Origin of the sequence: Thermococcus sp., assembly GCF_026991495.1 — an archaeon.
Taxonomy (GTDB): Archaea; Methanobacteriota_B; Thermococci; order Thermococcales; family Thermococcaceae; genus Thermococcus.
In genome coordinates, this window is the sequence record NZ_JALXBJ010000040.1 from 23248 (window position 1) to 43949 (window position 20702).

At 57.1% G+C, this 20702-nt stretch carries 23 protein-coding genes; 15 read left to right on the forward strand and 8 right to left on the reverse strand.

What is annotated here, in order from left to right; genetic code table 11:
• Nucleotides 1-5: 5 nt before the first annotated feature.
• From MVB78_RS05225 to MVB78_RS05270, 10 genes are all read left to right on the forward strand, one after another.
• A complete protein-coding gene (locus tag MVB78_RS05225; protein WP_297488793.1) occupies nucleotides 6-1262 on the forward strand; it encodes a TIGR00375 family protein in 1257 nt (418 codons plus the stop codon).
• A 114-nt stretch (nucleotides 1263-1376) separates the two neighbouring features.
• The gene (locus MVB78_RS05230; protein ID WP_297488795.1) at nucleotides 1377-2312 is read left to right on the forward strand and encodes a thiamine-phosphate kinase; all 936 of its coding nucleotides are present in this window, start codon (nucleotides 1377-1379) and stop codon (nucleotides 2310-2312) included.
• Nucleotides 2313-2333: 21 nt separating this feature from the next.
• A complete protein-coding gene (locus tag MVB78_RS05235; RefSeq protein ID WP_366940202.1) occupies nucleotides 2334-2720 on the forward strand; it encodes a metalloregulator ArsR/SmtB family transcription factor in 387 nt (128 codons plus the stop codon).
• Nucleotides 2721-2729: 9 nt separating this feature from the next.
• Nucleotides 2730-3005: a MazG nucleotide pyrophosphohydrolase domain-containing protein gene (locus tag MVB78_RS05240; RefSeq protein ID WP_297488798.1), complete on the forward strand. Its 276-nt coding sequence runs from the start codon at nucleotides 2730-2732 to the stop codon at nucleotides 3003-3005.
• A 90-nt stretch (nucleotides 3006-3095) separates the two neighbouring features.
• Entirely contained in the window at nucleotides 3096-4256 is a 1161-nt protein-coding gene (locus tag MVB78_RS05245; RefSeq protein ID WP_297488801.1) for a glycosyltransferase family 4 protein, read from the forward strand.
• A complete protein-coding gene (locus tag MVB78_RS05250) occupies nucleotides 4234-4950 on the forward strand; it encodes a polysaccharide deacetylase family protein (RefSeq protein ID WP_297488804.1) in 717 nt (238 codons plus the stop codon). The genes MVB78_RS05245 and MVB78_RS05250 overlap by 23 nt, the downstream gene beginning before the upstream one ends.
• A 23-nt stretch (nucleotides 4951-4973) precedes the next feature.
• Nucleotides 4974-6023: an AmmeMemoRadiSam system radical SAM enzyme gene (gene amrS, locus MVB78_RS05255; RefSeq protein ID WP_297488806.1), complete on the forward strand. Its 1050-nt coding sequence runs from the start codon at nucleotides 4974-4976 to the stop codon at nucleotides 6021-6023.
• Nucleotides 6024-6794, forward strand: coding sequence for a hypothetical protein (locus MVB78_RS05260; protein ID WP_297488809.1), 771 nt, complete (start codon nucleotides 6024-6026; stop codon nucleotides 6792-6794).
• A gap of 63 nt (nucleotides 6795-6857) precedes the next feature.
• Nucleotides 6858-8732 (forward strand): S-layer protein, encoded by a 1875-nt coding sequence (locus MVB78_RS05265; protein ID WP_297488812.1) that lies wholly within the window; start codon nucleotides 6858-6860, stop codon nucleotides 8730-8732.
• Between the two features lie 22 nt (nucleotides 8733-8754).
• A complete protein-coding gene (locus MVB78_RS05270) occupies nucleotides 8755-9393 on the forward strand; it encodes a hypothetical protein (protein ID WP_297488815.1) in 639 nt (212 codons plus the stop codon).
• 5 nt (nucleotides 9394-9398) lie between these two features.
• Here MVB78_RS05270 and MVB78_RS05275 read toward each other — a convergent pair whose 3' ends face one another.
• The gene (locus tag MVB78_RS05275; protein WP_297488819.1) at nucleotides 9399-9974 is read right to left on the reverse strand and encodes a TATA-box-binding protein; all 576 of its coding nucleotides are present in this window, start codon (nucleotides 9972-9974) and stop codon (nucleotides 9399-9401) included.
• A gap of 128 nt (nucleotides 9975-10102) precedes the next feature.
• Nucleotides 10103-10951 (reverse strand): ATP-dependent Clp protease proteolytic subunit, encoded by an 849-nt coding sequence (locus MVB78_RS05280; protein ID WP_297488822.1) that lies wholly within the window; start codon nucleotides 10949-10951, stop codon nucleotides 10103-10105.
• Between the two features lie 109 nt (nucleotides 10952-11060).
• Here MVB78_RS05280 and MVB78_RS05285 point away from each other — a divergent pair, with 109 nt between their 5' ends.
• Nucleotides 11061-11480, forward strand: a complete 420-nt coding sequence (locus MVB78_RS05285; RefSeq protein ID WP_297488824.1) for a DUF356 domain-containing protein — start codon at nucleotides 11061-11063, stop codon at nucleotides 11478-11480.
• 163 nt (nucleotides 11481-11643) lie between these two features.
• Here MVB78_RS05285 and MVB78_RS05290 read toward each other — a convergent pair whose 3' ends face one another.
• Nucleotides 11644-12183, reverse strand: coding sequence for a multiprotein bridging factor aMBF1 (locus MVB78_RS05290; protein ID WP_297488906.1), 540 nt, complete (start codon nucleotides 12181-12183; stop codon nucleotides 11644-11646).
• Nucleotides 12184-12251: 68 nt separating this feature from the next.
• On the opposite strand from MVB78_RS05290, the gene MVB78_RS05295 reads away from it, so the two are divergent.
• Together MVB78_RS05295 and MVB78_RS05300 are read left to right on the forward strand one after the other, a co-directional pair.
• Entirely contained in the window at nucleotides 12252-12755 is a 504-nt protein-coding gene (locus tag MVB78_RS05295; RefSeq protein WP_297488826.1) for a GNAT family N-acetyltransferase, read from the forward strand.
• A 14-nt stretch (nucleotides 12756-12769) separates the two neighbouring features.
• Nucleotides 12770-13063: a hypothetical protein gene (locus MVB78_RS05300; protein WP_297488829.1), complete on the forward strand. Its 294-nt coding sequence runs from the start codon at nucleotides 12770-12772 to the stop codon at nucleotides 13061-13063.
• 276 nt (nucleotides 13064-13339) lie between these two features.
• Here the strand turns inward: MVB78_RS05300 and MVB78_RS05305 are convergent, their stop codons facing one another.
• Genes MVB78_RS05305 through MVB78_RS05315 form a run of 3 tightly spaced genes read right to left on the reverse strand, consistent with a single transcriptional unit; the run spans nucleotide 13340 to nucleotide 15975 of the window.
• Nucleotides 13340-13744: a Zn-ribbon domain-containing OB-fold protein gene (locus MVB78_RS05305; protein ID WP_297488832.1), complete on the reverse strand. Its 405-nt coding sequence runs from the start codon at nucleotides 13742-13744 to the stop codon at nucleotides 13340-13342.
• A gap of 1 nt (nucleotide 13745) precedes the next feature.
• Nucleotides 13746-14912 (reverse strand): thiolase domain-containing protein, encoded by a 1167-nt coding sequence (locus MVB78_RS05310; protein ID WP_297488836.1) that lies wholly within the window; start codon nucleotides 14910-14912, stop codon nucleotides 13746-13748.
• A gap of 10 nt (nucleotides 14913-14922) precedes the next feature.
• On the reverse strand, nucleotides 14923-15975 hold the full coding sequence (locus MVB78_RS05315) for a hydroxymethylglutaryl-CoA synthase (protein WP_297488910.1): 1053 nt from the start codon (nucleotides 15973-15975) through the stop codon (nucleotides 14923-14925).
• Nucleotides 15976-16146: 171 nt separating this feature from the next.
• On the opposite strand from MVB78_RS05315, the gene MVB78_RS05320 reads away from it, so the two are divergent.
• A complete protein-coding gene (locus tag MVB78_RS05320; RefSeq protein ID WP_297488839.1) occupies nucleotides 16147-17553 on the forward strand; it encodes a CGP-CTERM sorting domain-containing protein in 1407 nt (468 codons plus the stop codon).
• 9 nt (nucleotides 17554-17562) lie between these two features.
• Here MVB78_RS05320 and MVB78_RS05325 read toward each other — a convergent pair whose 3' ends face one another.
• A complete protein-coding gene (locus MVB78_RS05325) occupies nucleotides 17563-18243 on the reverse strand; it encodes a fibrillarin-like rRNA/tRNA 2'-O-methyltransferase (RefSeq protein ID WP_297488841.1) in 681 nt (226 codons plus the stop codon).
• Between the two features lie 5 nt (nucleotides 18244-18248).
• Entirely contained in the window at nucleotides 18249-19517 is a 1269-nt protein-coding gene (locus MVB78_RS05330) for a C/D box methylation guide ribonucleoprotein complex aNOP56 subunit (protein WP_297488844.1), read from the reverse strand.
• Between the two features lie 142 nt (nucleotides 19518-19659).
• On the opposite strand from MVB78_RS05330, the gene MVB78_RS05335 reads away from it, so the two are divergent.
• On the forward strand, nucleotides 19660-20682 hold the full coding sequence (locus MVB78_RS05335) for an SPOUT family RNA methylase (protein ID WP_297488912.1): 1023 nt from the start codon (nucleotides 19660-19662) through the stop codon (nucleotides 20680-20682).
• Nucleotides 20683-20702: the final 20 nt, after the last annotated feature.

A 20702-nucleotide genomic window follows, 5' to 3' on the forward strand; every position in this document is an offset into this window, starting at 1 on the left:
GTTCCATGCAGGTTGATGCCGACCTTCACATCCACTCGCGATACTCCAAAGCGGTTTCGAAGGCCATGACGATTCCAAACTTAGCGGAAAACGCGCGCTTCAAGGGTCTCGACCTGGTGGGAACAGGAGACATACTGAACCCAAAGTGGGAGGAAGAGCTTCTCAGATACGCAGAAAAGGTCGATGAGGGAGCCTACGAGAGGAACGGAACCAGGTTTCTCCTCACGACGGAGGTCGAAGACAGTAGAAGGGTTCACCACGTCCTGATCTTTCCGGACATAGAGACCGTCCGCGAGATGCGCGAGAGGCTGAGGCCCTATTCGAGCGATATTGAAACGGAAGGAAGGCCACACCTGAGCCTTTCAGCTGGAGAGATAGCGGACTTAGCGAACGAGCTGGACGTTTTAATAGGCCCGGCCCACGCCTTCACTCCCTGGACGAGCCTCTACAAGGAGTACGACAGCCTTAAGGAGGCCTACGGCAACGCGAAAATCCACTTCCTTGAGCTGGGCCTCTCTGCTGACAGTGAGATGGCAGATAAAATCAAAGCTCACCACAGGCTCACCTACCTCAGCAACAGCGACGCCCACTCGCCAATGCCCCATCGCTTGGGCAGAGAGTTCAACCGCTTTGAAGTTAAGGAGGCAACCTTCGAGGAAATCAGGAAGGCAATTCTGAAGCGCGGTGGGAGGAGAATCGTCCTAAACGCGGGTCTCGATCCTCGCCTTGGTAAGTACCACCTTACAGCCTGCTCCCGCTGCCACACGAAGTACAGCCTTGAGGAAGCGAAGGCTTTCCACTGGAAGTGTCCGAAGTGTGGAGGCCGAATAAAGAAAGGCGTGAGAGATAGAATTCTTGAGCTTGCCGATACTGACGAGAGGCCGAAGGACAGGCCCCCATACATACACCTCGCCCCCCTTGCGGAGATAATAGCGATGGTCATCGGGAAGGGGGTTGAGACGAAGGCAGTGAGGATTGTATGGGAGCGCTTTTTACGGGAGTTCGGGAGCGAGATAAGGGTTCTCGTTGACGTCCCGGTCGAGGCTCTGGCAGGTGTTCACGAGGACGTTGCAAAGGCTATCTGGGCCTACAGGAACGAAAAGCTAATAGTCATCCCCGGCGGTGGCGGAAAATACGGGGAGATAAGGCTGCCCGAGGAGATAAGGAAGGCTGAGATTGAAGAGCTTGAGAGCGTTGAGGTTGAGCTTCCCGAGGAGAAACCAAAACAGAGGAGCATAACGGAGTTTTTGGGAGTTAGGTAAAGTTGCCGGATATGAGTGGCAAAATTTGACAAAAGTTGTTAGGTAGAATTGGCAAGATTTAACGAAAAATGCGGAATATGAGTTGCAAGATGGCAATGCACCGGAGGTGAAACCTTGAGGGAATCGGAAATAATCCGGCTCTTCATGAGGCGTCTAAAGAACCAGGGGGATTTGCCCCTCGGCGACGATGCTGGAGCTATTAGGCTCGGCGACGTATGGCTCGTAGCTACAGACGACATGCTCGTCAGGAAAACCGACGTTCCAGATATAATGACGCCGGAACAGGTCGGCTTCAAGGCGGTAACGATGAACGTGAGCGACGTTGCAGCGGTGGGGGCAAAGCCCTTAGGCTTTCTCTTCTCCCTCGGCGTTCCATGGGATGTGAATGAGGACTACCTCGAAGGAATCGCTGAGGGGATTGAAAAAGCCCTTGAGTTCTATGACGTTCCCGTTTTGAGCGCTGACACGAACGAGGCTGACGACCTGATAATAGACGGTGCTGCCCTCGGAGTTACGGAAAGGCCGCTCACCCGCTCGGGGGCAAAGCCCGGTGATCTAGTGTGCGTTACCGGTGATCTGGGAAGGGCCTTAGCGGGCTACCTCGTCTGGAGGGAAGGCCTTGAAGCGCCCGAGAAGACCCTTAAAGTCCTTTACGAGAAGTTTCTTGAGCCCAAGGCGAGGGTGAGAGAAGGGATAAAGCTCAGCGGAATAGCCAATTCTGCCATAGACGTGAGCGATGGCCTCTCCAAGGAGCTCCACCTCCTGGCGAGAATGAGCGGTGTGAGGATAGAGCTCGGCTCCGAAAGCCTCCCGATAAGGGATGAGGTAATTGAGGTTGCCGGGCTTCTCGGGAAGGACCCCGTTGAGCTGGCCCTTTTGAGCGGGGAGGAGTTCGAGCTCGTTTTCACCGTCGAGCCTGAAAAGGCACCAAGTTTAGACTTCGACTTCTCGGTCATCGGGAGGGTCGTTGAGGGTGAGGGCGTTTACCTCGATGGAAAGCCGCTTTCCCCCCTCGGCTGGGAGCATATGGAACACATGAACGTTTATTAAGGATAGCGACAAATTGATACGGTGGTCACCGTGAAGGTGGGGGAACTCCTCAAGACCGTAGAGCCGGGGCAGAGGAGGAGCGTTGAGAAGTGCATGGAACTGTGCGATCTCAAGGACCCCAACCAGGAGATAGTGAGGGAGCTCAACGAGGACGTCGTGAGGTTCGTGAAGCTGCTCTCCAATAAGCTGCGCTTTCAGATACTCAGGATGCTCCTGGACAGGTGGCTCTGCGTGTGCCTCATAGCGAACGCGCTCGGTCAGGATCAAACGCTGATAAGCCACCATCTCCGGTCCCTGAAGTCCCTCGGCCTCTTGGAGGAGAGAAAGGAGGGGAAGCTGAGGCTCTACAGGGCCAAGAGGTCAGTGGTTGAGGAGTACCTCAACATGCTTTCCTCCGAGCTCCTGTGAGGTGTTCCAATGAAACTCCAGGGGATGGTGGATGAATTCGTCCGCGGCTCAGGAGGCTACTGGGAGCCCTTTGAGATGTTCGCAGCATTGGTTGAGGAGGTCGGTGAGCTCGGAAGGGCACTCCTATCCAAGGAGGGCGTCAAGGGCTCCCCGGAAGCTTCGAACCTCGGTGAGGAAATGGGGGACGTACTCTTCGCCCTCGCGTGTCTGGCGAATTACTACGGTGTAGACTTGGAAAAAGCCCTCGCCAGCACCGTTGAGAAGTACCGGAGCCGAGAGATCTAACGCGGCCTTTCGATTTACGTGGAAATGAAGGTTTTTTAAGGCACTCCCCAACATCCCTTGGCTGTCTATCCTACCGGCGGGGGCAAGATCATGGAAACTTTAAGGGTTGCACTGGCATCGGACTGGTACTACCCCAAGATCGGCGGCGTCGCGGTTCACATACACAACCTCGCGATACACCTCTCCCGCCTTGGTCACGAGGTTGACATCATAACAAACGACGTGAAAACCGGCAAAGAGAGGGAGCTCGAAGAGCTTGGGATCGGCCTTTTAAAGGTTCCCGGGCGTGTTCTCAATGGTTTAAGCCTTAACGTGGGAGTTTTTTCGAGGGGAGCCTCGGCCCTTGCGCCCCTCCTCAAGGACTACGACGTGATCCACGGACAGCACGCCTTCACCCCCCTCTCGCTGAAGGCTACCTCAGCCGCTAAGAAGATGGGTAAGGCAGCCCTCATAACCACCCACAGCGTTGACTTTGAGAACTCCAACGCCATCAAGCTCCTGGCTAGAACATCCTTCCCCTACTACAAGTACTACCTCGGAACCCCCCACAGGATAGTGGCGGTCAGCAAGGCCTCGAGGGAGTTCATCAAAAAGTTCACCAACGTTCCGGTTGAGGTGATCCCGAACGGCATAGACACGTCCTTCTTTCACGACGGCTGGAATAAGGAGGCCGTTAAGGATGAGCTCGGGCTCTCCGGGAAGATCGTCCTCTACGTTGGCAGGATAGAGCCGAGGAAAGGCCTCAGCTTCCTCATCTCGGCGATGAAAGATGTTAATGGAACGCTTTTGATAGCCGGAAAGGGGAGCACGATGCCCCTGCTAAGGGAGCGGGCGAGGCTCTTAGGTTTGAAGGACAAGGTTCGGTTCCTCGGCAACGTGGACTACTCCGAGCTTCCAAAGCTCTACGGGGCGAGCGACGTCTTCGTCCTTCCGAGTCTGAGCGAGGCATTTGGCATAGTACTCCTCGAGGCCATGGCCTCCGGCGTTCCAGTGGTCGGAACGTCCGTTGGGGGGATACCCGAGATAATAGACGGATGCGGTGTTGTGGTACCCCCGGGGAGTTCGAAGGCCATTGCCCGGGCAGTAAACCTCCTCTTAACAGACGAGCGCCTCTCCAAGAGGCTCGGCACGCTCGGGAGGAAGAGGGTTGAAAGGCTCTACGACTGGAGTATGATAGCGAGAAAGGTCTCGAACCTCTACTTCCACGTCCTCGACGAGGTGGCTGCTAATGATGGTCACCCTCAGCTTTGACGTTGAGCAGGACTGCCCACCTTTCGCATCGACCTTCAAAGGACTCCGCGAGGGCCTTCCCGAGGTTATGGACATCCTCGAGGGGTACGGCATCAGGGGCACTTTCCTCTTCACGGGCCGGGCGGCAGAGGCTTTTCCCGAACTCGCGAGGAGGGCTGCGAAAAAACACGAGCTCGGCTGCCATGGCCTTGAGCACGAGCGCTTTGACAGACTTACGGCCTCCGAGGCCGAAGGGCGCCTCCGCAAGGCCCTCTCCATACTGAGGCGCTTTGGAAGGGTAGTCTCCTTCAGGGCCCCCAACTTCCAGTTCCCTGACGGTTATTACCCCGTCCTTGAGAACCTCGGCATCCTCGTGGACTCGACCAAGGCCAGGCACAAGGGGTGGAGGGGGGGAGTCACTCCAATAGGCGGTCTGCTTGAGGTTCCAGCTTCGATGACGTCGATAGTTACCCGCCTCCCCTGGCGCATCCAGCTTAGGGTGCACGAAAAACTCGAGGAGCCGGCCGTTTACATTTTCCACCCCTGGGAGTTCGTAAGGATGCCGCGGAACCTTAGGCCTGACTGCTGGTTCGGCACCGGAAAGCCCGCCCTCTCCAAGCTGAGGCGCCTCATCGAGTACCACGTCGAGAAAGACGCCACATTCCTGACTCTCGCCGAGTACCTCGATGTCTACCAAAAGCTTAAACGCGGGTGATGCGAGGTCTAACCGGTGAGACCATGAGGGAGGCCATGTACTGGGAGCCCTTGGGGGACGGGAGGGTTCGCTGTAAGCTCTGTCCCCTCAACTGCATCATCAACGAGGGCCAGAGGGGCTCCTGCAGGGTCAGGAAGAACATCGGCGGCAAGCTCTACACCCTCAACTACGGCAAAGTCTCGGCCATTGGGACCGACCCGGTCGAGAAAAAGCCCCTCTTCCACTTCTGGCCGGGTTCCTGCGCCCTCTCGATAAGCACCGTGGGCTGCAACATGCACTGCAAGCACTGCCAGAATTGGGAGATAAGCCAGTCGGATGAGAGCTTCCCCTACCTCCACGACATGACGCCGGAGATGGTTGTGGAGATCGCAAAGCGCTACTCCTGCGAGAGCATAGCCTACACCTACAACGAGCCGGTAATCTGGTACGAGTTCGTCCTCGACACTGCGAAGCTCGCTAAGAGGGAGGGCCTCTACAACCTTCTCATAACCAACGGCTACATAAACGAAGAGCCCTTCCGGGAGCTCGCGCCCTACATCGACGCCATGAACATCGACATAAAGGCCTTTGATGATAAATTTTACATGAAGATAGCGAGCGTCCCGAGCGGGGAGCCGAGCAGGAGGACCGCGGTGATAGCGAAGAAGGACTACGGGATTCACGTCGAGCTGACCTACCTGATAATCCCGACCCTCAACGATAGGGAAGAAGAAATCCGCGCCTTCGCCCGCTGGGTGTTAGAAAACCTCGGCGACGACACGCCGGTGCACTTCTCGCGCTTCTTCCCCCACTACAAGCTCACCCACCTCCCGCCGACCCCAGTGGAAACGATAGACATGGCTTACAGGGCCGCGAGGGAAGAGGGCCTGAAGTTCGTCTACGTTGGGAACGTTCCAGGTCATCCCGGCGAGAACACCTACTGCCCGAACTGCGGCAGGCCGGTGATAGTAAGGCAGGGTTTTGAGGTACTTGAATACCACATCACAGAGGACGGAAGGTGCGAGTACTGCGGTGAGAAGATCCCCATCGTTGGGACGTACAGGGGAAAGAGGTACCCCGGGATGTGGTGGTAGGTGAGGGCGATCTTCTACGTTGAGGTCCTCGGCAGAACCCGCTGGGACGTGAAGGAGGAGGTGGAGAGAATAGTAAGCTACCTCAAGTGGAGGAACCTGAGGCCGAGGGAGGTTGGGGAGACCATAGAGGACGAGTCAATGGCGCCGGCGAAGTTCTCCGCGTACGTAGAAGCCGAACTCAGCGGCAGCCTCGGAGATCTCCTGAACGCTGCGGTTGATCTCTCGCCCACGATGGTTGAGGTTCTCTCACCGTCCAAGCTTGAGATCCCGGCTGGAGAGCTCTCGGGGATCCTTAGGGGAGTGGCTGAAAGGGTAAGGGGGCTGATGAGGGAGCTCGGCTTCTCCCCCCTGATTCAGGACATACCAGACCTGCCAACGCCGGCAGTCGGCTTCGATGAGGATGAGCTCTGGGATCTCGTATACCAAGACAGGAAGCTGCTCGTCAGGATGGGCTTGGATGTACCGGGGTCAGAGGAGATGGAGCGGGCCCTCGTGAAGCTGCTCGCTATAGACGGCTGCGGTGTAAACTCCATAAGCCGGAGCGAGGGGGGTCTGACACTGGAAGTCATCGGTTCCTTCGAGTCCGTGCTCGGCTTCATCTCCAAGTATCCTCCAGCGGAGTTCGAGGTTCTTGAGCCGGCGGCTGTTGAGCTTACAGCCTACGAGCTCCAGAACGCGATGAGCGACCTGGGCGGCTTCCTCAGGGGGGTCAGGCAGAGGGACATCTTGGGTGAGGCCTATGAGAGCGACGCTTTCTCCTTTAAGCTCTGAACGTCGAAAAGTATATAGAGGTGGAGGCGGAAGGGAGAGTAGTAAGCAACGGAGGGTATACTCATGAGAATTGGGGGAGTAATCAAGCTTTCGGCTCTGATCTTTGGGTTCCTCGTGCTTACGTCCATAGGAGCCTCGGCAGTGCCTTCCTACATAGTCCCAAGTGGCCTCCACGACATAAGCGAAGTTCCAAGGAGCTTTTTCGTCTCTCCGGACGGCAGTCCAAACGTTAAAATAGTCGTTGGCAGCTTTTCAAGCGCGAACGATGTTGCCAGCGCGGCCGATATAGCGGCTGCCCTCGGCAGCATCCTCTACCGGGAGGAAGAGGCTAAAGACATATCCGTCAGGCTGAGGAAAGCCGGGGACACAAGCGTTGTCTTCAGGCAGGTCATCTACCGCTACGACTACGACACCATGACCTCCGACCACAACCTCCCGTACAACGGCGGCCTCGTTGGTTGGGCCCGCTCCTACGATGAGCTTCCGGCCAACTACTGGTACAACGGCGTCAAATACACGGGCAACTACAGCACCTGGGCCAAATCCTTCCACGTTTCGCTCAGGGTCAAGAACGGGGACTCCGTGAACGGGAACTCCCTCTACGGATGGGACATAGAGGTCAAGGGGCTGTCCCTTCTCCCGCGCGACCCGGCAAACTGGAACGGGACGGCACCCCCCAAGAAGGCCGACATCGGCATACCCCCCAGGGGGATTGAGGTGTCCGTTGATTACAGGCTCTACAACTACACCGTCACCTACGAAAAGACCGTGAGAGAGGCCTACTCTGAGTGGGGTGTTCCTGCTGAGAGGGAAGTTGTCAACGAGACGAGGATAGGGAACCTCGTTGACGTTCTCGTCGACACCGGCGGCAACTCCAGCATAAACTCCGTTGTGAGCCCCGGCGTCCAGGCGGGGGACGAGTTCACCCTCCTTAGAACGAAGTACCACGTCTTCTCAGTCGGCCTCAACAACTTCACCGCCGGCGAAGTCCTCGGAACGGGCTGGTTCGCCCAGAACGAGACCAAGCTCCTCGGGGACAGGTGGAAGATAACCCTCATAGGTGCGGATCCCCTGGAGCAGAAGGCCATAGTCACGGTCGTCGACTCCAAGACCGGTGAGCTCTACGGGCCCGCGGTTTTGGAGCTCGGCCAGCCCGAGGATGTAGTCGTCAGCGGCGATACCGTCGTGCTTCAGCTCAAGCTCGACGCCATATCAGAGAACCTGATACTCGGCAAGATAGCCCAGATAAGCGGCTACTCCAACATAAGAACCTACGCCAGCGGTGGGGAGGTGAGCTACGGCAACCAGGAGTGGTACATAACCGTTGACTCGGATGGGCAGTACATAAAGTCCATCGGCCTAACCAACGCCAACGAACTCGTGGGCAACCCCTTGGGAATACTCGGGGTCTACACCTTCAACTACTCCTTTGAGATGCGCTCCCTAAACGAGAGGGACGTTGACTACGACATAAACCAGGACGGAAACGTAACTGACACGAGCTTCGTCGTTGCAAACGCCGCCATCACAATAACCGAGAACGCCCCGGTGATCCACGAGGTGAGCGTCCCAGTGGGCGGGACTGTACCGGGAACGGACTACGTGATCGAGGGCGTTGAAGGGGTTAAGAGGATAATAATCCACACCCCAACCGAACCCATAGCCATACTCGACAGGGAGGTCAACCTTGAGAACCCGACCTCCAACTACATCCTCGTGGGCTCCAGCGAGGACAACATCCTGACGGCCATGATATTCGGCCACTACCACCTGCCAGCCGACTTCAGGGTCTGGTTCGGCAACTACCCCGTCCTCGGTTACATACCGAAGTGTAGCCTGCTGAAGGGCAAGGGGGTCATAATAGTTGCCGGTTCAAGCCCAGAGGTAACGAGGAAGGCTGCAGTGATCCTGATGCGCTACATAGCCGGCCTCTCCTGATTTCATTTTTGGTGGGGTGCGGATGAGGCGAAAGCTCCTGGCCCTCCTCTTTATTCTCCTCCTCATCCCGCCTTACGTTTTGTACTCATGGTACTCCTCATACACGGCCCTTTTCACAAAAAAACCCGTTTCTGAGGTCTTCGTTAAGGGGCCCGCCGGGACGGTGGTGGTGGAGGGCTATAGAGACGATCCCCTGAGGGAGCTCAACCTGACAGTCTACCATGTCTACGACAGGGTCATCATAGTCCCAGGTAGCGACGCGGTGAAATCCTACTGCGACAGGACTGGGAAGTGCCAGTACCTCCTGATGGCGGTCTCCGAGGTTTCCTGCACCGTGGGAAAGGTTCTCGGCGCCCATTACTACGAGATCTCCAGGGAAGCCGGCCACAACTCCTCCCGGGCTAAGATGATCGCCTTCGAAAGGGTCTCAAAGAGCGTTTCAACCCTCTGGCTCTCCCTGGGCTTTAAGCTCTCGCTCGGGAGGGGAAGCGCTGGGAACGGAAGGGTTCTGGTCGTCATATTCAGGGGTCCCTTGGACGGGGCTGAGGAAAACAGGATATACTCACCGAGGATGGGGGTTCTCGTCTTTGAGGGGAGGAGTTACAGGGATCTATACAACGAGGCCCTAATCTTTGGGGCCCTGACTGGAATAAAATGTTGAGGGGGCTACCACTCCTCCTCTTCCTCTATGAGGCTGTACTTCTCCAGCTCCCGAATTAGCTTCTTGACGGCGTCCCATGCGTCGCTTTCACTCTTTGCACCGGAGCAGACGATCTTTCCGGAGGAGAAGAGGAGTATGACGGCCTTGGGCTGCTTCACGCGGTAGATGACACCGGGGAACTGCTCGGGCTCGTACTCGCAGTTCGGCAGGCTCAGGGCGACCGCATCGAGGTTGAACTCCATCCCTATGTCGCCGCTGAAGACCATGTTCTGGATGTCTATCTTGGGCGGTTTGGTGAACTTCGTCCCGACCTTCCTCTTGAGCATCTCGGTGAGCTTGCTAACCGCGTTCTCGATGTCCTCAACGCTCTTGGCCCCCGTGACGACGAGCTTTCCGGAGCTGAATATAAGCAGGGCCACCTTCGGTTTCTCAAAGCGGCATATGATTCCCGGGAACTCCTCGGGGTTGTACTTGGAGTTTGGACATATCTCTATTACCTTCTCAAGGTTCAGCTGCGCAAAGAGATCCACAGAAGCGACTATGTTTTCTATTCTGAGCTTAACGTTGCTCATGTTGACCAAGGCTTACACCTCCGGCGGTGGGTTTAAAAACCCTTTATAAATGGGTTACACCACTTTTTAAGCTTTTAGGTCAAAATCCCCGTTCCCCTTCGAGCCGCCGCCCGCCACTAAAGGAAAAGGATAAAGGATCAGTGGCTCTCCTGCTTCGAGGGGTAGGGCATGAACTCGACGGTTCCCCTCTGCTTTATCGGCTGCTTGTAGAGGTCCATGAGGGCGTAGACCTCCTTCGGGATGTCCGTGCTGACGTGGAGTCCGAGCTCCTTCGCGTGCTCGTACGTTATCGGGTAGTCGTGGGTCCACCTGCCCTCGGTCAGTATCTCCGAGAGCTCCTTGGCTTTCTCCTCGCTGTACCTGCCCTTGAGGAGGTTGTAAAGGAGCTCCTGCACCTGTTTTATTGCCTTTTCCGCGACGTCCGCAAGGATAAGGGTCTGATCGTCCACCTTCTCCGGGCCCTTCTTCTCCACGGCCTTCACAATGCTCGGGGCGGGGTACTGGCCGAGCTGGGGGTCAACGGGGCCGAGCACCGCATGGGGATCCATGATTATCTTGTCCGCGGCGAGCGCTATTAAGGTGCCGCCGCTCATGGCGTAGTGCGGCACTATGACCCTCGTCTCCGCGGGGTGATCCCTCAGGGCTTTGGCTATTTGGGTCGCGGCGAGCACGAGCCCTCCTGGTGTGTGGATTATCAGGTCAATGGGCTTATCCTTAGGGGCGCTCCTGATGGCCCTCAGAACCTCCTCGCTGTCCTCGATGCTTATGAACTTGTAGACTGGTATTCCGAAGAGGCCTATGCTCTCCTGCCTGTGTATCATGGTTATTACCGTTGAGTTCCTCTTCCTCGAAAGGGCCTCCATGATCTTGGCCCTCGCGATCTGAAGCTGCCTGTACTGCATCTGCGGCCAAAGCGGCAGGAACAGCAGGTAGAGGAAGAACAGCCACCAGATCAGCGACCCCATCGAAACTCCCGCCGGGTTCATGACACCACCTCCAGTTCTTATCCCGGCCTCCTCCCCCTTCCCCAGGGGGATAAAGCCCTTAGCCTCCCAACCTTTAAAAGGCCTTCCCTCAACTTCCGCCGGTGGGAGGATGAGAAACACGATAGTGCTCGTGAGGGCCGACAGCTTCCACAAGGCGAGTACAGCCCTATCAGACCTCGTGAGATACGGGGGGATGGAGATCAGGGGTGACCCGAGGATAATACCGCCCTCCCTGTCTGAGTGGGCCTTTGAGAGTATAAGCGGGGAGAGGCCGAAGAAGAAGTTCAGGGCCCACGTGGTGGCGCAGGTAGACCTTCCACCTAAGAAGGCCATAGGCAGACTTATGGACATTCATCCCCCTGCTCACGTCCTCGTAATCCCGCCTGGCACCGAGGCCTGGGAGGAGCTGCTGCGCCGCTGGAGGACGTTCGAGAAGCTCCGCGGATTTCACCCGCCAAAGAGGACGAAGGTAGGGGAGCTGGGTAAAAGGCGCGAGAGGGGAAAAAGAGAGAGCCCAGAGAAGTTTTAAGTTCTCTTTTCTGGCTGCATTTTTCAAGTCCCCCTCAAGGGCTGCGGCCCTTTCAATCTCATTCGGTCTTTAAATTTCCTGTTTCCTCGAGTCCATTGGCGCGCTCCTCACAATACCCCCATAACCTCCCGCAAGCAAAGGTTGATGGGGAGAATCTGAACCCTCACTTTTTCCGCTTCTTGATCCTGATGTTGGCTATCTCCCCTAAGGTCGGCTCGTAGTCCCTCGGGATGGTCTTCCTGCCCTCCAACGGCTCCTCTCCACCGCTTTCTATCAGCTTTATCCCGAAGTACCTCTCGAGCTTTCTGGCCTCCTTTATCGTAGGCTCGCGGTAGCCGTGGGATATGGAGCGTAGGTCGTTGACCGACAGCCCGACCTCGTGCGAGAGCTCCTCGTAGCTCTTCCCGCTCCTCTGTATGGCCCTGTAAACCCTTTCGGCGTAGTCTTCGACGATCTCCTCTGTATAAAGCGGCCTTTCGCGCCTTGGTTTAGGCTCCCGCTTTGGCCTTGGGCTCGGCCTTGGAACCCTCCTCGGTTCCCTGCCGGTCGGCATTATGCTGAAGGTTCCCGGTTTCTTCTTTCCGTATTTCTCATAACAGCGATCGCAGACGAGAAGTTCCGTCCCCTCGATCCTTATCCTGTGTCCCGGGCCCTTTATCGGCGCCCCGCATATCTCGCAGTACCTGGGCTTCTTCTTCCCCATTTCCACCACCACTCGGCTGATTATCTTAAGGGCGAGGCTTTTTAAACTCCACGATCAGTCCCATACCGATGAGCGGGGTCAGGATCGAGAGGCTTAAGGGCCTCGACCAGGAGACTCTTGAGAAGCTAGTGGAGATCTACATGCGCGGTTACGAGGGTATGCGCGAGTACGGCGGCGAGGGAGAGGGCTACGCCAAGCGCTATCTCCGGTGGTGCTGGAACAAAGCCAAAGACGGCTTCTTCGTGGCAAAGGCCGGGGAGGAGATAGTCGGCTTCATAGTCTGCGACCGCGACTGGTACAGCAGGTACGAGGGCAGGATCGTTGGGGCCATCCACGAGTTCGTCGTTGACAAGAAGTTCCAGGGGCACGGAATTGGCCACATGCTCATGGGGAAGTGCCTCGAATACTTGGGAAAATACAACGACAGGATAGAGCTCTGGGTTGGGGAGAAGAACTACAATGCCATGAGGTTCTACGAGGAGTACCTCTTCAGGCGGGCTAACAGGAGCGGCATCTGGGTGAGGATGGTGAGGGATCTGCGAAAAGATGATAAGGGTAGCCAGCAACTTTAGTTGGGTGCAGAAAAATGCCGTGCATAAAACCGGCCCAGCCGGAGAACGTGAAAGGGATAAACGAGGAGACCTTCATAAGGGAGGGGAAGGGAAAGCTCAAGGTCATGGTGGAGAGCGGCGACGAGACCATGGAAACCACCATGAACGGTTCCCTGAAGAGCGTTGAGGAGATTGCCGAGATGCTTGGAGTTGAAGCCAGGGACGGGAAGATAGAGGCCGTTGTTGACGGGGTCAAGGTCAGGATGGAGCGCGGGAAATTAGAGCTTGAGTTCGAGAGCGGGGACAGGATGAAAATAGAAAAGGCGTGATACTAAAACCCTCTCGATTTTCGTTCCTCGGCGTTCCAGTATTACCGCGCTTCCAAGGAGCTTAAAGTGGTGGCCTGTCGTCAGGACTACCGCGTTGTATTTTCTTCTTTAAACTCAGGGGCGTTTCGGGCAATTCCGAGTAGCTTTGGTCATGCCCCGCGTTTTTCTTCCCCTTTAGAATCCCTCTGAGTTCCTCCTCGCTGGCCGGAACTTAACCTCAAGAACCTCCATTATCTACCATTAAAAGGTTAGGAAGAAAAGATAAAGGCTTGCGCCTCACTTCAAAACCGGCCTGAACTTGTATGCGTAGAGGATTATGCCGTCCTCGTCGAACTCCCTGACCTTCCTCGTTACCATCTCGACCTCCATTCCGAAGTCTATCCCGTCCGGCTCGACGTCTGTGAGCTGTGCTAAGACGACAGGCCCCTCCTCGAGCTGAACCAAAGCGAGGGGGTAGGGCTTGTAGTACTCGAACCCGCTCGGCGGGTTCCTCACTATCGTCCAGCTTATCACCTTCCCCCTTCCGCTGAACTGGTAGTCCTCGACGTTTCTTGAGCCACAGACCGGGCAGACGGGCCTCTTCGGGAACATAAGGTGGCCGTTCTCGCACTTCCCGCCTATGAGGGCGTACTTCTCACGGAAGTGCCTCCAGTGCCTGGCAACCTGCATCGGCTTCCCCATTTCAGACCCTCCTCAATATGTTGACGGTTATGTTTGAACCAGTTCCACCTATGTTCTGGGTCAGGCCGATTTCGGCATCGGGAACCTGTATCCCGTCCGGCGCCTCCCCGCGGAGCTGGAGGACAGCCTCGACCGTCTGGTAAACGCCGGTGGCTCCGACGGGGTGTCCCCTGCTCTTAAGTCCGCCCATCGTCTGTATCGGGTAGTCGGCATCTATCACTATCTGCCCCTCCTTGGCTAACTTAGCTCCCTCACCCTTCTTCGCGACGCCGATGGCCTCCAAGCTTAAAGCCGCCATCACGGTAAAGGCATCGTGAACCTCGAAGAAGTCTACGTCCTTAGCTGTAACGCCGGCCATCTCGTAGGCCTTCTCCGCCGCTACCCTGGCCGCCGTTAGCGTGAGGAAGTCCTCCCTGTTGGCGAGGTTTATGGTGTCTATCGCCCTCCAGAAGCCGGCCAGCTCGACCATCTTATCCTTCGGAACTCCAAGCTCTCTGGCCTTTTCCTTCGAGGTTATTATAACAGCCGCCGCTCCATCGCACATCGGCGCGGCGTCGAAGAGCTTTATCGGATCCGCAACGTAGGGGCTCTTGAGAACGGTCTCAACGCTGACCTCCTTCTTGAACATCGCGTAGGGGTTTTTGGCGCCGTTTCTGTGGGCGTTGACCGAGAAGTATGCCAGGTCCTCCTCGGTGTAGCCGTAGGTCTTCATGTAGAGCCTCATGATGAGAGCGTTGAGGGCGACGAAGCTGGCCCCGTGGAAGAGCTCGTACTCCGCGTCCGCCGCGTACCCGAGGTACCGCGTCGCATCGGTTGGCCATGCATCCGTCATCTTCTCGACGCCAACTACTGCAACAACGTCTTCGAGTCCGGCCATGACCGCCTTTGCACCCTCCTGGACTGCTGCACCACCGCTACCGCAGGCTGCTTCAATTTTGACGGCCGGGATGTGGCCGAGGCCGGCCCAGTCGGCTATCAGGGCCCCGAGGTTTTCCTGTTCTATGAAGGAGCCAGAGGCCATGTTGCCGACGTAGAGCGAGTCAACCTTGTCTATCCCTGCGTCATCCATCGCGTTGAGAAGGGCTTCCGTTGCCATGTCCCTAAGGCTAACCCTCCAGTGCTCGCCAACGGGCACCATTCCGGCACCTATTATAACGGGCTTCTCCATCTCAATCACCTCAGACGATGTACTTCCTCCTCGCCTTTGCGTAGAGGGCGTAGTCTATGTACTTCTTCCTGTTCACGTAGTCCATGGTCTTCGGGGCTAAATCGCGCTTCTCCTCTATCGCGTCCTGAACGACGACGCTGAAGGCGTCGCTTCCCGCTCCTGAACCGAAAGAAACCCATAGAATCCTGTCTCCGGGCTTGGCTATGTCGAGAACCGCGGAGACGCCAACCAAAGTTGCCCCGCTGTAGGTGTTGCCTATTACCCCGCTGAGGAGCCCGGGAAGCACCTTTTCCTTGGGGATTCCGAGTATCTTCGCCACCGTAAGCGGGAACTTGACGTTGGGCTGGTGGAAGACCGCGTAGTCGAAGTCGTTTGGGGAGTAGTCGAGTTCCTCCATGAGGGTCTTGGCGGCGCTTATTATCTGGTGGAAGTAAGCCGGTTCACCCGTGAAGCGGTTTCCGTGCCTCGGGTAGTGCTCGTGCTGCCTCCTCCAGAAGTCCGGTGTGTCCGTAACGTATGAGTAGCTCGCCTCGAAGTAGGCAACCGTTTCAGAGCTCTTCGGGGTGAGGATGTAAGCTGCCCCACCGGCCGAGGCGGTGAACTCAAGGTGGTCACCGGGCCTCCCCTGGGAGGTGTCCGCTCCAATCGCCATCGCGTAGTCTGCCATTCCTGAGCCAACAAAGCCGATAGCGGCCTGTATCGCCTCGGTTCCGGCCTTGCAGGCGAACTCAAAGTCGGCGGCGTTCAAATCGGGGGTTGCGCCTATGGCCTCCGCGACGACGGTTCCGCTTGGCTTTACCGCGTAGGGCTTGCTCTCCGTTCCGAGCCAGATGGCCCTTATCAGCTTGGGGTCTATTCCGGCCCTTCTGAGCGCGTTCCTTGCCGCTTCAATGCCGATCGTTATAGCGTCCTCGTCCAGTCCCGGGACAGACTTCTCCTGGATGGGGAAGCTGCTTATGCCCCAGACCCTTCCTATTTCCTCTGCCTTGATTCTATACATCGGCACGTATGCACCGTAGCCGAGTATGCCCACTTCGCGTTTCGGCTTCAGCAATTTTTCCATCGCCATCACCCGAAAAAGTTGAAAGTAACTTCGCCTAAGGTTGAAACGGCCCTTATAAAAGTCTTTCGGTGAAAGTGAAAGGGGATTTCGACGATTGCCTGTCACCCGTCCATTAGACCATCGAAAGGCGTATAAGTCCATCTCCTGGAAAGTAAAATTGGGGATGCTGTCATGAAGAAAATCTACGCATCCGTGACCATATTAACGCTTCTCGCTGGTTTTGTACTTCTGCCGGGCGCATTTGCGGCCGAGGCCCCGTACTGGATCGGGACGTACAGTGGAACGGTTTTGATCTCGCCGTCGCCTGTTCTCTTCTTCTCAGACGGAAGCGCGGTTTTCGTCTCGTACATTAAGGAGGATAACATGGTGAAGTACAGCGTCCTGAGGAAGGTTGCGCCCAATGGGAGCGTGGAGTGGGCTGTGAAGTACGGGAGCGGGTTTATCGTAAGCGCCCTCGCCAAGAGCCCCGGCCGGGATATGGTGGCGGCCGGTGCCTGCCTGCCGAAAGGCCTTGCCAATCCAGACGGCTTTTTGATGAAGTTAGACAAGAAAGGAAGGGTTCTCTGGGCGAAGCGCTACGGCGGCAGCGGCACGGATTCCTTGACGGCCCTCACCGTCCTTGAGAACGGGGACATCTTGGCCGCTGGGATGACCACGAGCTTTGGAGACGGCAGGGGCGATGTGTGGCTTCTGAAGGCCGATGGGAAGGGGAACGTCATCTGGGAAAGGACTTATGGTACGGGCTGGATGGATGAGCCGCTGAGCATCCTTGTGGAGCCGAACGGAGATATCCTCATAGGCGGGGTCTCAATTCACGACAACGTCCCCTATGGCTTGATCCTTGCCGTGGAGGGCAACGGGAATCTGAAGTGGGCGAAGGAGTACCGAATCGGCACGGGGCTGGTTATCCGTGGCCTCTCCTACCTCAACGGTGATGTCTACGCTTCCGGCTACACCAACCCGGGCAACGACACCATCGCTGCAGTCTTGATGAAGCTCGATGGAGAGGGGAACCTCCTGTGGAGCGGCTCCTACTACAGGAAGGGCTTCTTCCTGCTTGGGGGGAACGTGGTCTCTGACTCCAGCGGTCTTTGGATCCCCGGGGCCCTTGTGGGGTTTCTCAACGGAACTGCCTACTACGGGGTTCTCCTCCACGTCTCCAGCGGCACTCCCGTGGGGGTTAGGTCCTATGGGCCGGGCATGTCCTTCAGAGCCCTAAGGATAGCTCCCGACGGGAGCATTCTCGTCTCTGGGGTTATGGCGAACAACGGGAGTGGCGGCCCTTTGCCGTTACTGGCGAGGCTTCCCGAGAACGGCAGCCTTCCCAACTGCAGGTACCTCGCGAACCTCACCGTTGAGGAAGGCACTCCGAAGGTCATGGGTTCTCCAATTAACCTGAGCACGGGTGAGCCAAAGTTCACCGTGGGGGATGCCTCGGTTGCGTTCGAGGGGATGACCGGCAGCGCATCGCTCATCTGCACCTACACGCCGCCGGCCGAGAAAGGAAAGGGTATATGCGGGCCGGGGTTTATCGCCCTCTTAGCCCTCTTCGCCGCCTTCTCGTCCAAGAGGCATTAATCTTTCTTTTCATGGTTTTCTGACCACAAAGAGCGCGTGGTCCTTCTCGTATGGCTCCAGCGAAAGCCTCTCAACGACTTCAAAGTACGTCGAGAGCTCCTCCTCGACCCCCTCAAAGACCTCCTCCGGCTCCTTGGTGACGTCAATGCTCCTGCTCTTGACAGATATCATCCCGTAGCCGCCGTTCTTGAGGTAAACCTTAGCGTTGTCTATCAGGATCTTCGCCTGGGTGGGCTGGGCGACGTCCTCGAAGACCACGTCAACCTTGGGAACGAGAGCGCGGTAGCCTTCGGGCTTGGTTGCATCCCCTAAGATTGGCACTATGTTCCTCCTCTCCTCAACCAGAGGGACGAGCTCCCTCAGAACCCTCGGCGAGAACTCAACGCCGAATACCTTCCCACTCCAGCCGACCACGTCGCTCACGTGGGAAGCGGTGGTTCCGCTCGCTATTCCGAGGTAGAGGACCGTTGAGCCTGGCCTTATCGGGAAGTTCTCCAGACCGTTCAGTATGGCGGCGGCGAGCTTCGACCTGCTCGGGTTCCATATTCTGTACTCCTCCCCATCGAACTTGACGACCCTCTCGCCGTAGACCCTCTGCCCTGGAACGAGGTTTTTGGTTGCTATCTTCTCGTTCCCGTCCTCGTCAATGAAGACGTAGACGCCAGGGAACCTGCCCTTCCTAACCCTCATCCCAATCACCTCTTACCTCCCCTGGACTTCTTTTTCTTTGACTTCTCCTTCTTTCCTTTCATGCCCCTGCCCTTCTCCCTCTTCTCGAACTTCCTGCCCTTCTTCTTGGCCTTGAACTTCTCCTTCTTTTTCTTCTCTGGCTTGGACTTCCTCTTCGGTGGGTTCGGGTACTTCTTCTTTATCTCCTCTATCCTCGCTTCCAGCTCTTTCTTCAGCTCCTCACCTATGTATTCGCCCGAGAAGTAGTCAACGCGCGCCGCTATGGCGAGCTTTCCGGCGAGGGCGCGGGCGATCTTGCCCCTCTGCCACCAGGGTGAGCGGTTTATCGCCGGGTACTGGAAGATGACGCCGTGCTTGGGCGGCTTGGCGCCGCTCCGGAGGTGTCTGAAGAGGGCCTTCTCTGCCCCGAGGACTTGGATGGTTGAGGCCGGCATCATCGCCAGCTCTCTCAGTCCCCCCGAGAGACTCAGGAGCCTTGCGCCGAGCTTCGCGCCGACCAGGGCTTTGAGGTTCGGAGCGACCTCGGCCATCGCGTTCTCAAGGTAGTCCTCTATCTCCCCCCTGAGCCTGTAGAGGTCGATTATCTCCCCGGCGAGCTTCCTTATAATTTCGCTGTCGAACCTGCCCAGTTCTGCCCCCATGGACTTCTCCGCGGCCTTCAGGATCTTCTCCGCCTTGGCCTCCGGGAAGCCTAAGGATCTGAGTTTTTCGGGGGTGAGGTTCTCACGGGCCCCTATCTCAGCCACAAACGTCACGTACTGCTCGTGTTTTGGAAGGAGTTCATCGAGCTCCGGGAAGTGGAGACCGTACCACTCCCTCAGACGGGAGACGAGGAGGTTCGTGACCTTGTCAATGTCGTCGAGGGCTTCTATTGCCTGGATTATCATCTTGTCCCTTGCGCCGCTCTGCTCCTGTATGCGGAGCCTCGTCAGTGAAACCCCTATCCTGTAGTACTCCCCGAACCAGTTTTCACCGAGGAACTCCTCCGGGCTGGAGCGGAGCCTCTCCCCTGCGACGTTCGGAAACTCTGAGGTTGCGCTGTAGCCGAGCTCCTTGAGGTTCCTCGCGAGCTCTGAGTCCTCGACGACGAACTCAGTGTAGCCGGATGCGCTTAGCCCTTCGAGCAGTCCGGTGAGCTCATCAACGGGCTTTCCCTTCATGAGCCTGTCGATCTTTGCAGCCGGATCTCCGGTGAAGTGTGCGCTTGAGATCAGCCTGCCGTCGCCGTCAAAGGCGTAGACGCCCCTGACGTTCTCAGCTATGTAGACCCTCACTTTCTATCACCCCTACACTCTTTGCGGTGTTCGTATAAAAGCTTATAGATTTCCGAACCTTAACTTTAAGAGCCCCCGGGTCAATGGTCTGGGGGTGCTGGCTGTGAACGGCAAAAAGTTCATTTTGAAGACGCAGAGGGGCATGGAGGGCGTGGCGGCCGGCTACGTGAGGGACGTCCTACCAGACGCTTCCGTCTGGCCCTCCCCGATGGGGTACTCCGGGCTCGTAATAGTTGAGACCGGTGATGAGTCCGCTCGGGAAAAGCTCCTCGGAATACCGGAGGTCGAGAGGGTCATACCGGTTCTTGTGGAGACGGAGGCAGACCTTGAAAGGATAGCCGGAGCTGCCGAGGAGATAGCCCGTCTGATAAGGGAAGACGAGACCTTTGCAGTGAGGACGAAGAGGCGGGGGAAGCACGACTTCTCGAGCATCGACGTTAACAGGGTTTTGGGGGAGAGAATGAGGGAGCTCACCGGGGCCGACGTTGACCTAAGCTGGCCCGACAAGGTCGTTCAGGTTGAGATAATCGGGGACAGGGCTTACATCTCGGTGCTTCCGGGAGAGGAGTTCAGGAAGTACACCCCGGAGAAGATAGACGCGAGGAAGCTTTTCCGCAGGCTCACCGTTGTCCAGATGCCCTACTGGGGGGACTACAAGGCCTGCCGTTCCTTCGGCGAGAAGATAGGTCGGGCCGCCCAGGCCTTTGAGGTGAGGGAGCTTATAATAGCGCCGAAGGAAAAGATGGACGCCTTCGAGCTCATGGAGTTTCTGCGCGGGCTTAAGGTTGGCCAGGAGAGCAGGTACAGCATACAGAGGGAGGCATACCCCTGGAAAGTCGAGAAGGTGCCTGTCTCGGTCTGGGATCTCTACCAGGTCATCAGGGATAAGAGGAGGAACAAGAGGCTGATCATAATCACAGACCCGAAGGGCCCCACCCTGGCGGAGGTTAAGGGGAGGCTCGTTAGGGACATGCACCATGCCAAGGAGATCGTGGTTTTCATAGGCTCCCGGGAGGGGATTCCACGCGGGCTCTTCCGCTTCGCTGACTACGTCATCGACCTCGCGCCGTACATGACCTTTGCCACCGAACACGGCATTCCAGCGGCTCTGGTCTCGCTGTGGGAGGTCTATGAAGAGTTCCTCAGGGAAAATGGGGAAGGATAAAGCCTTTGGCGTCAGACCCT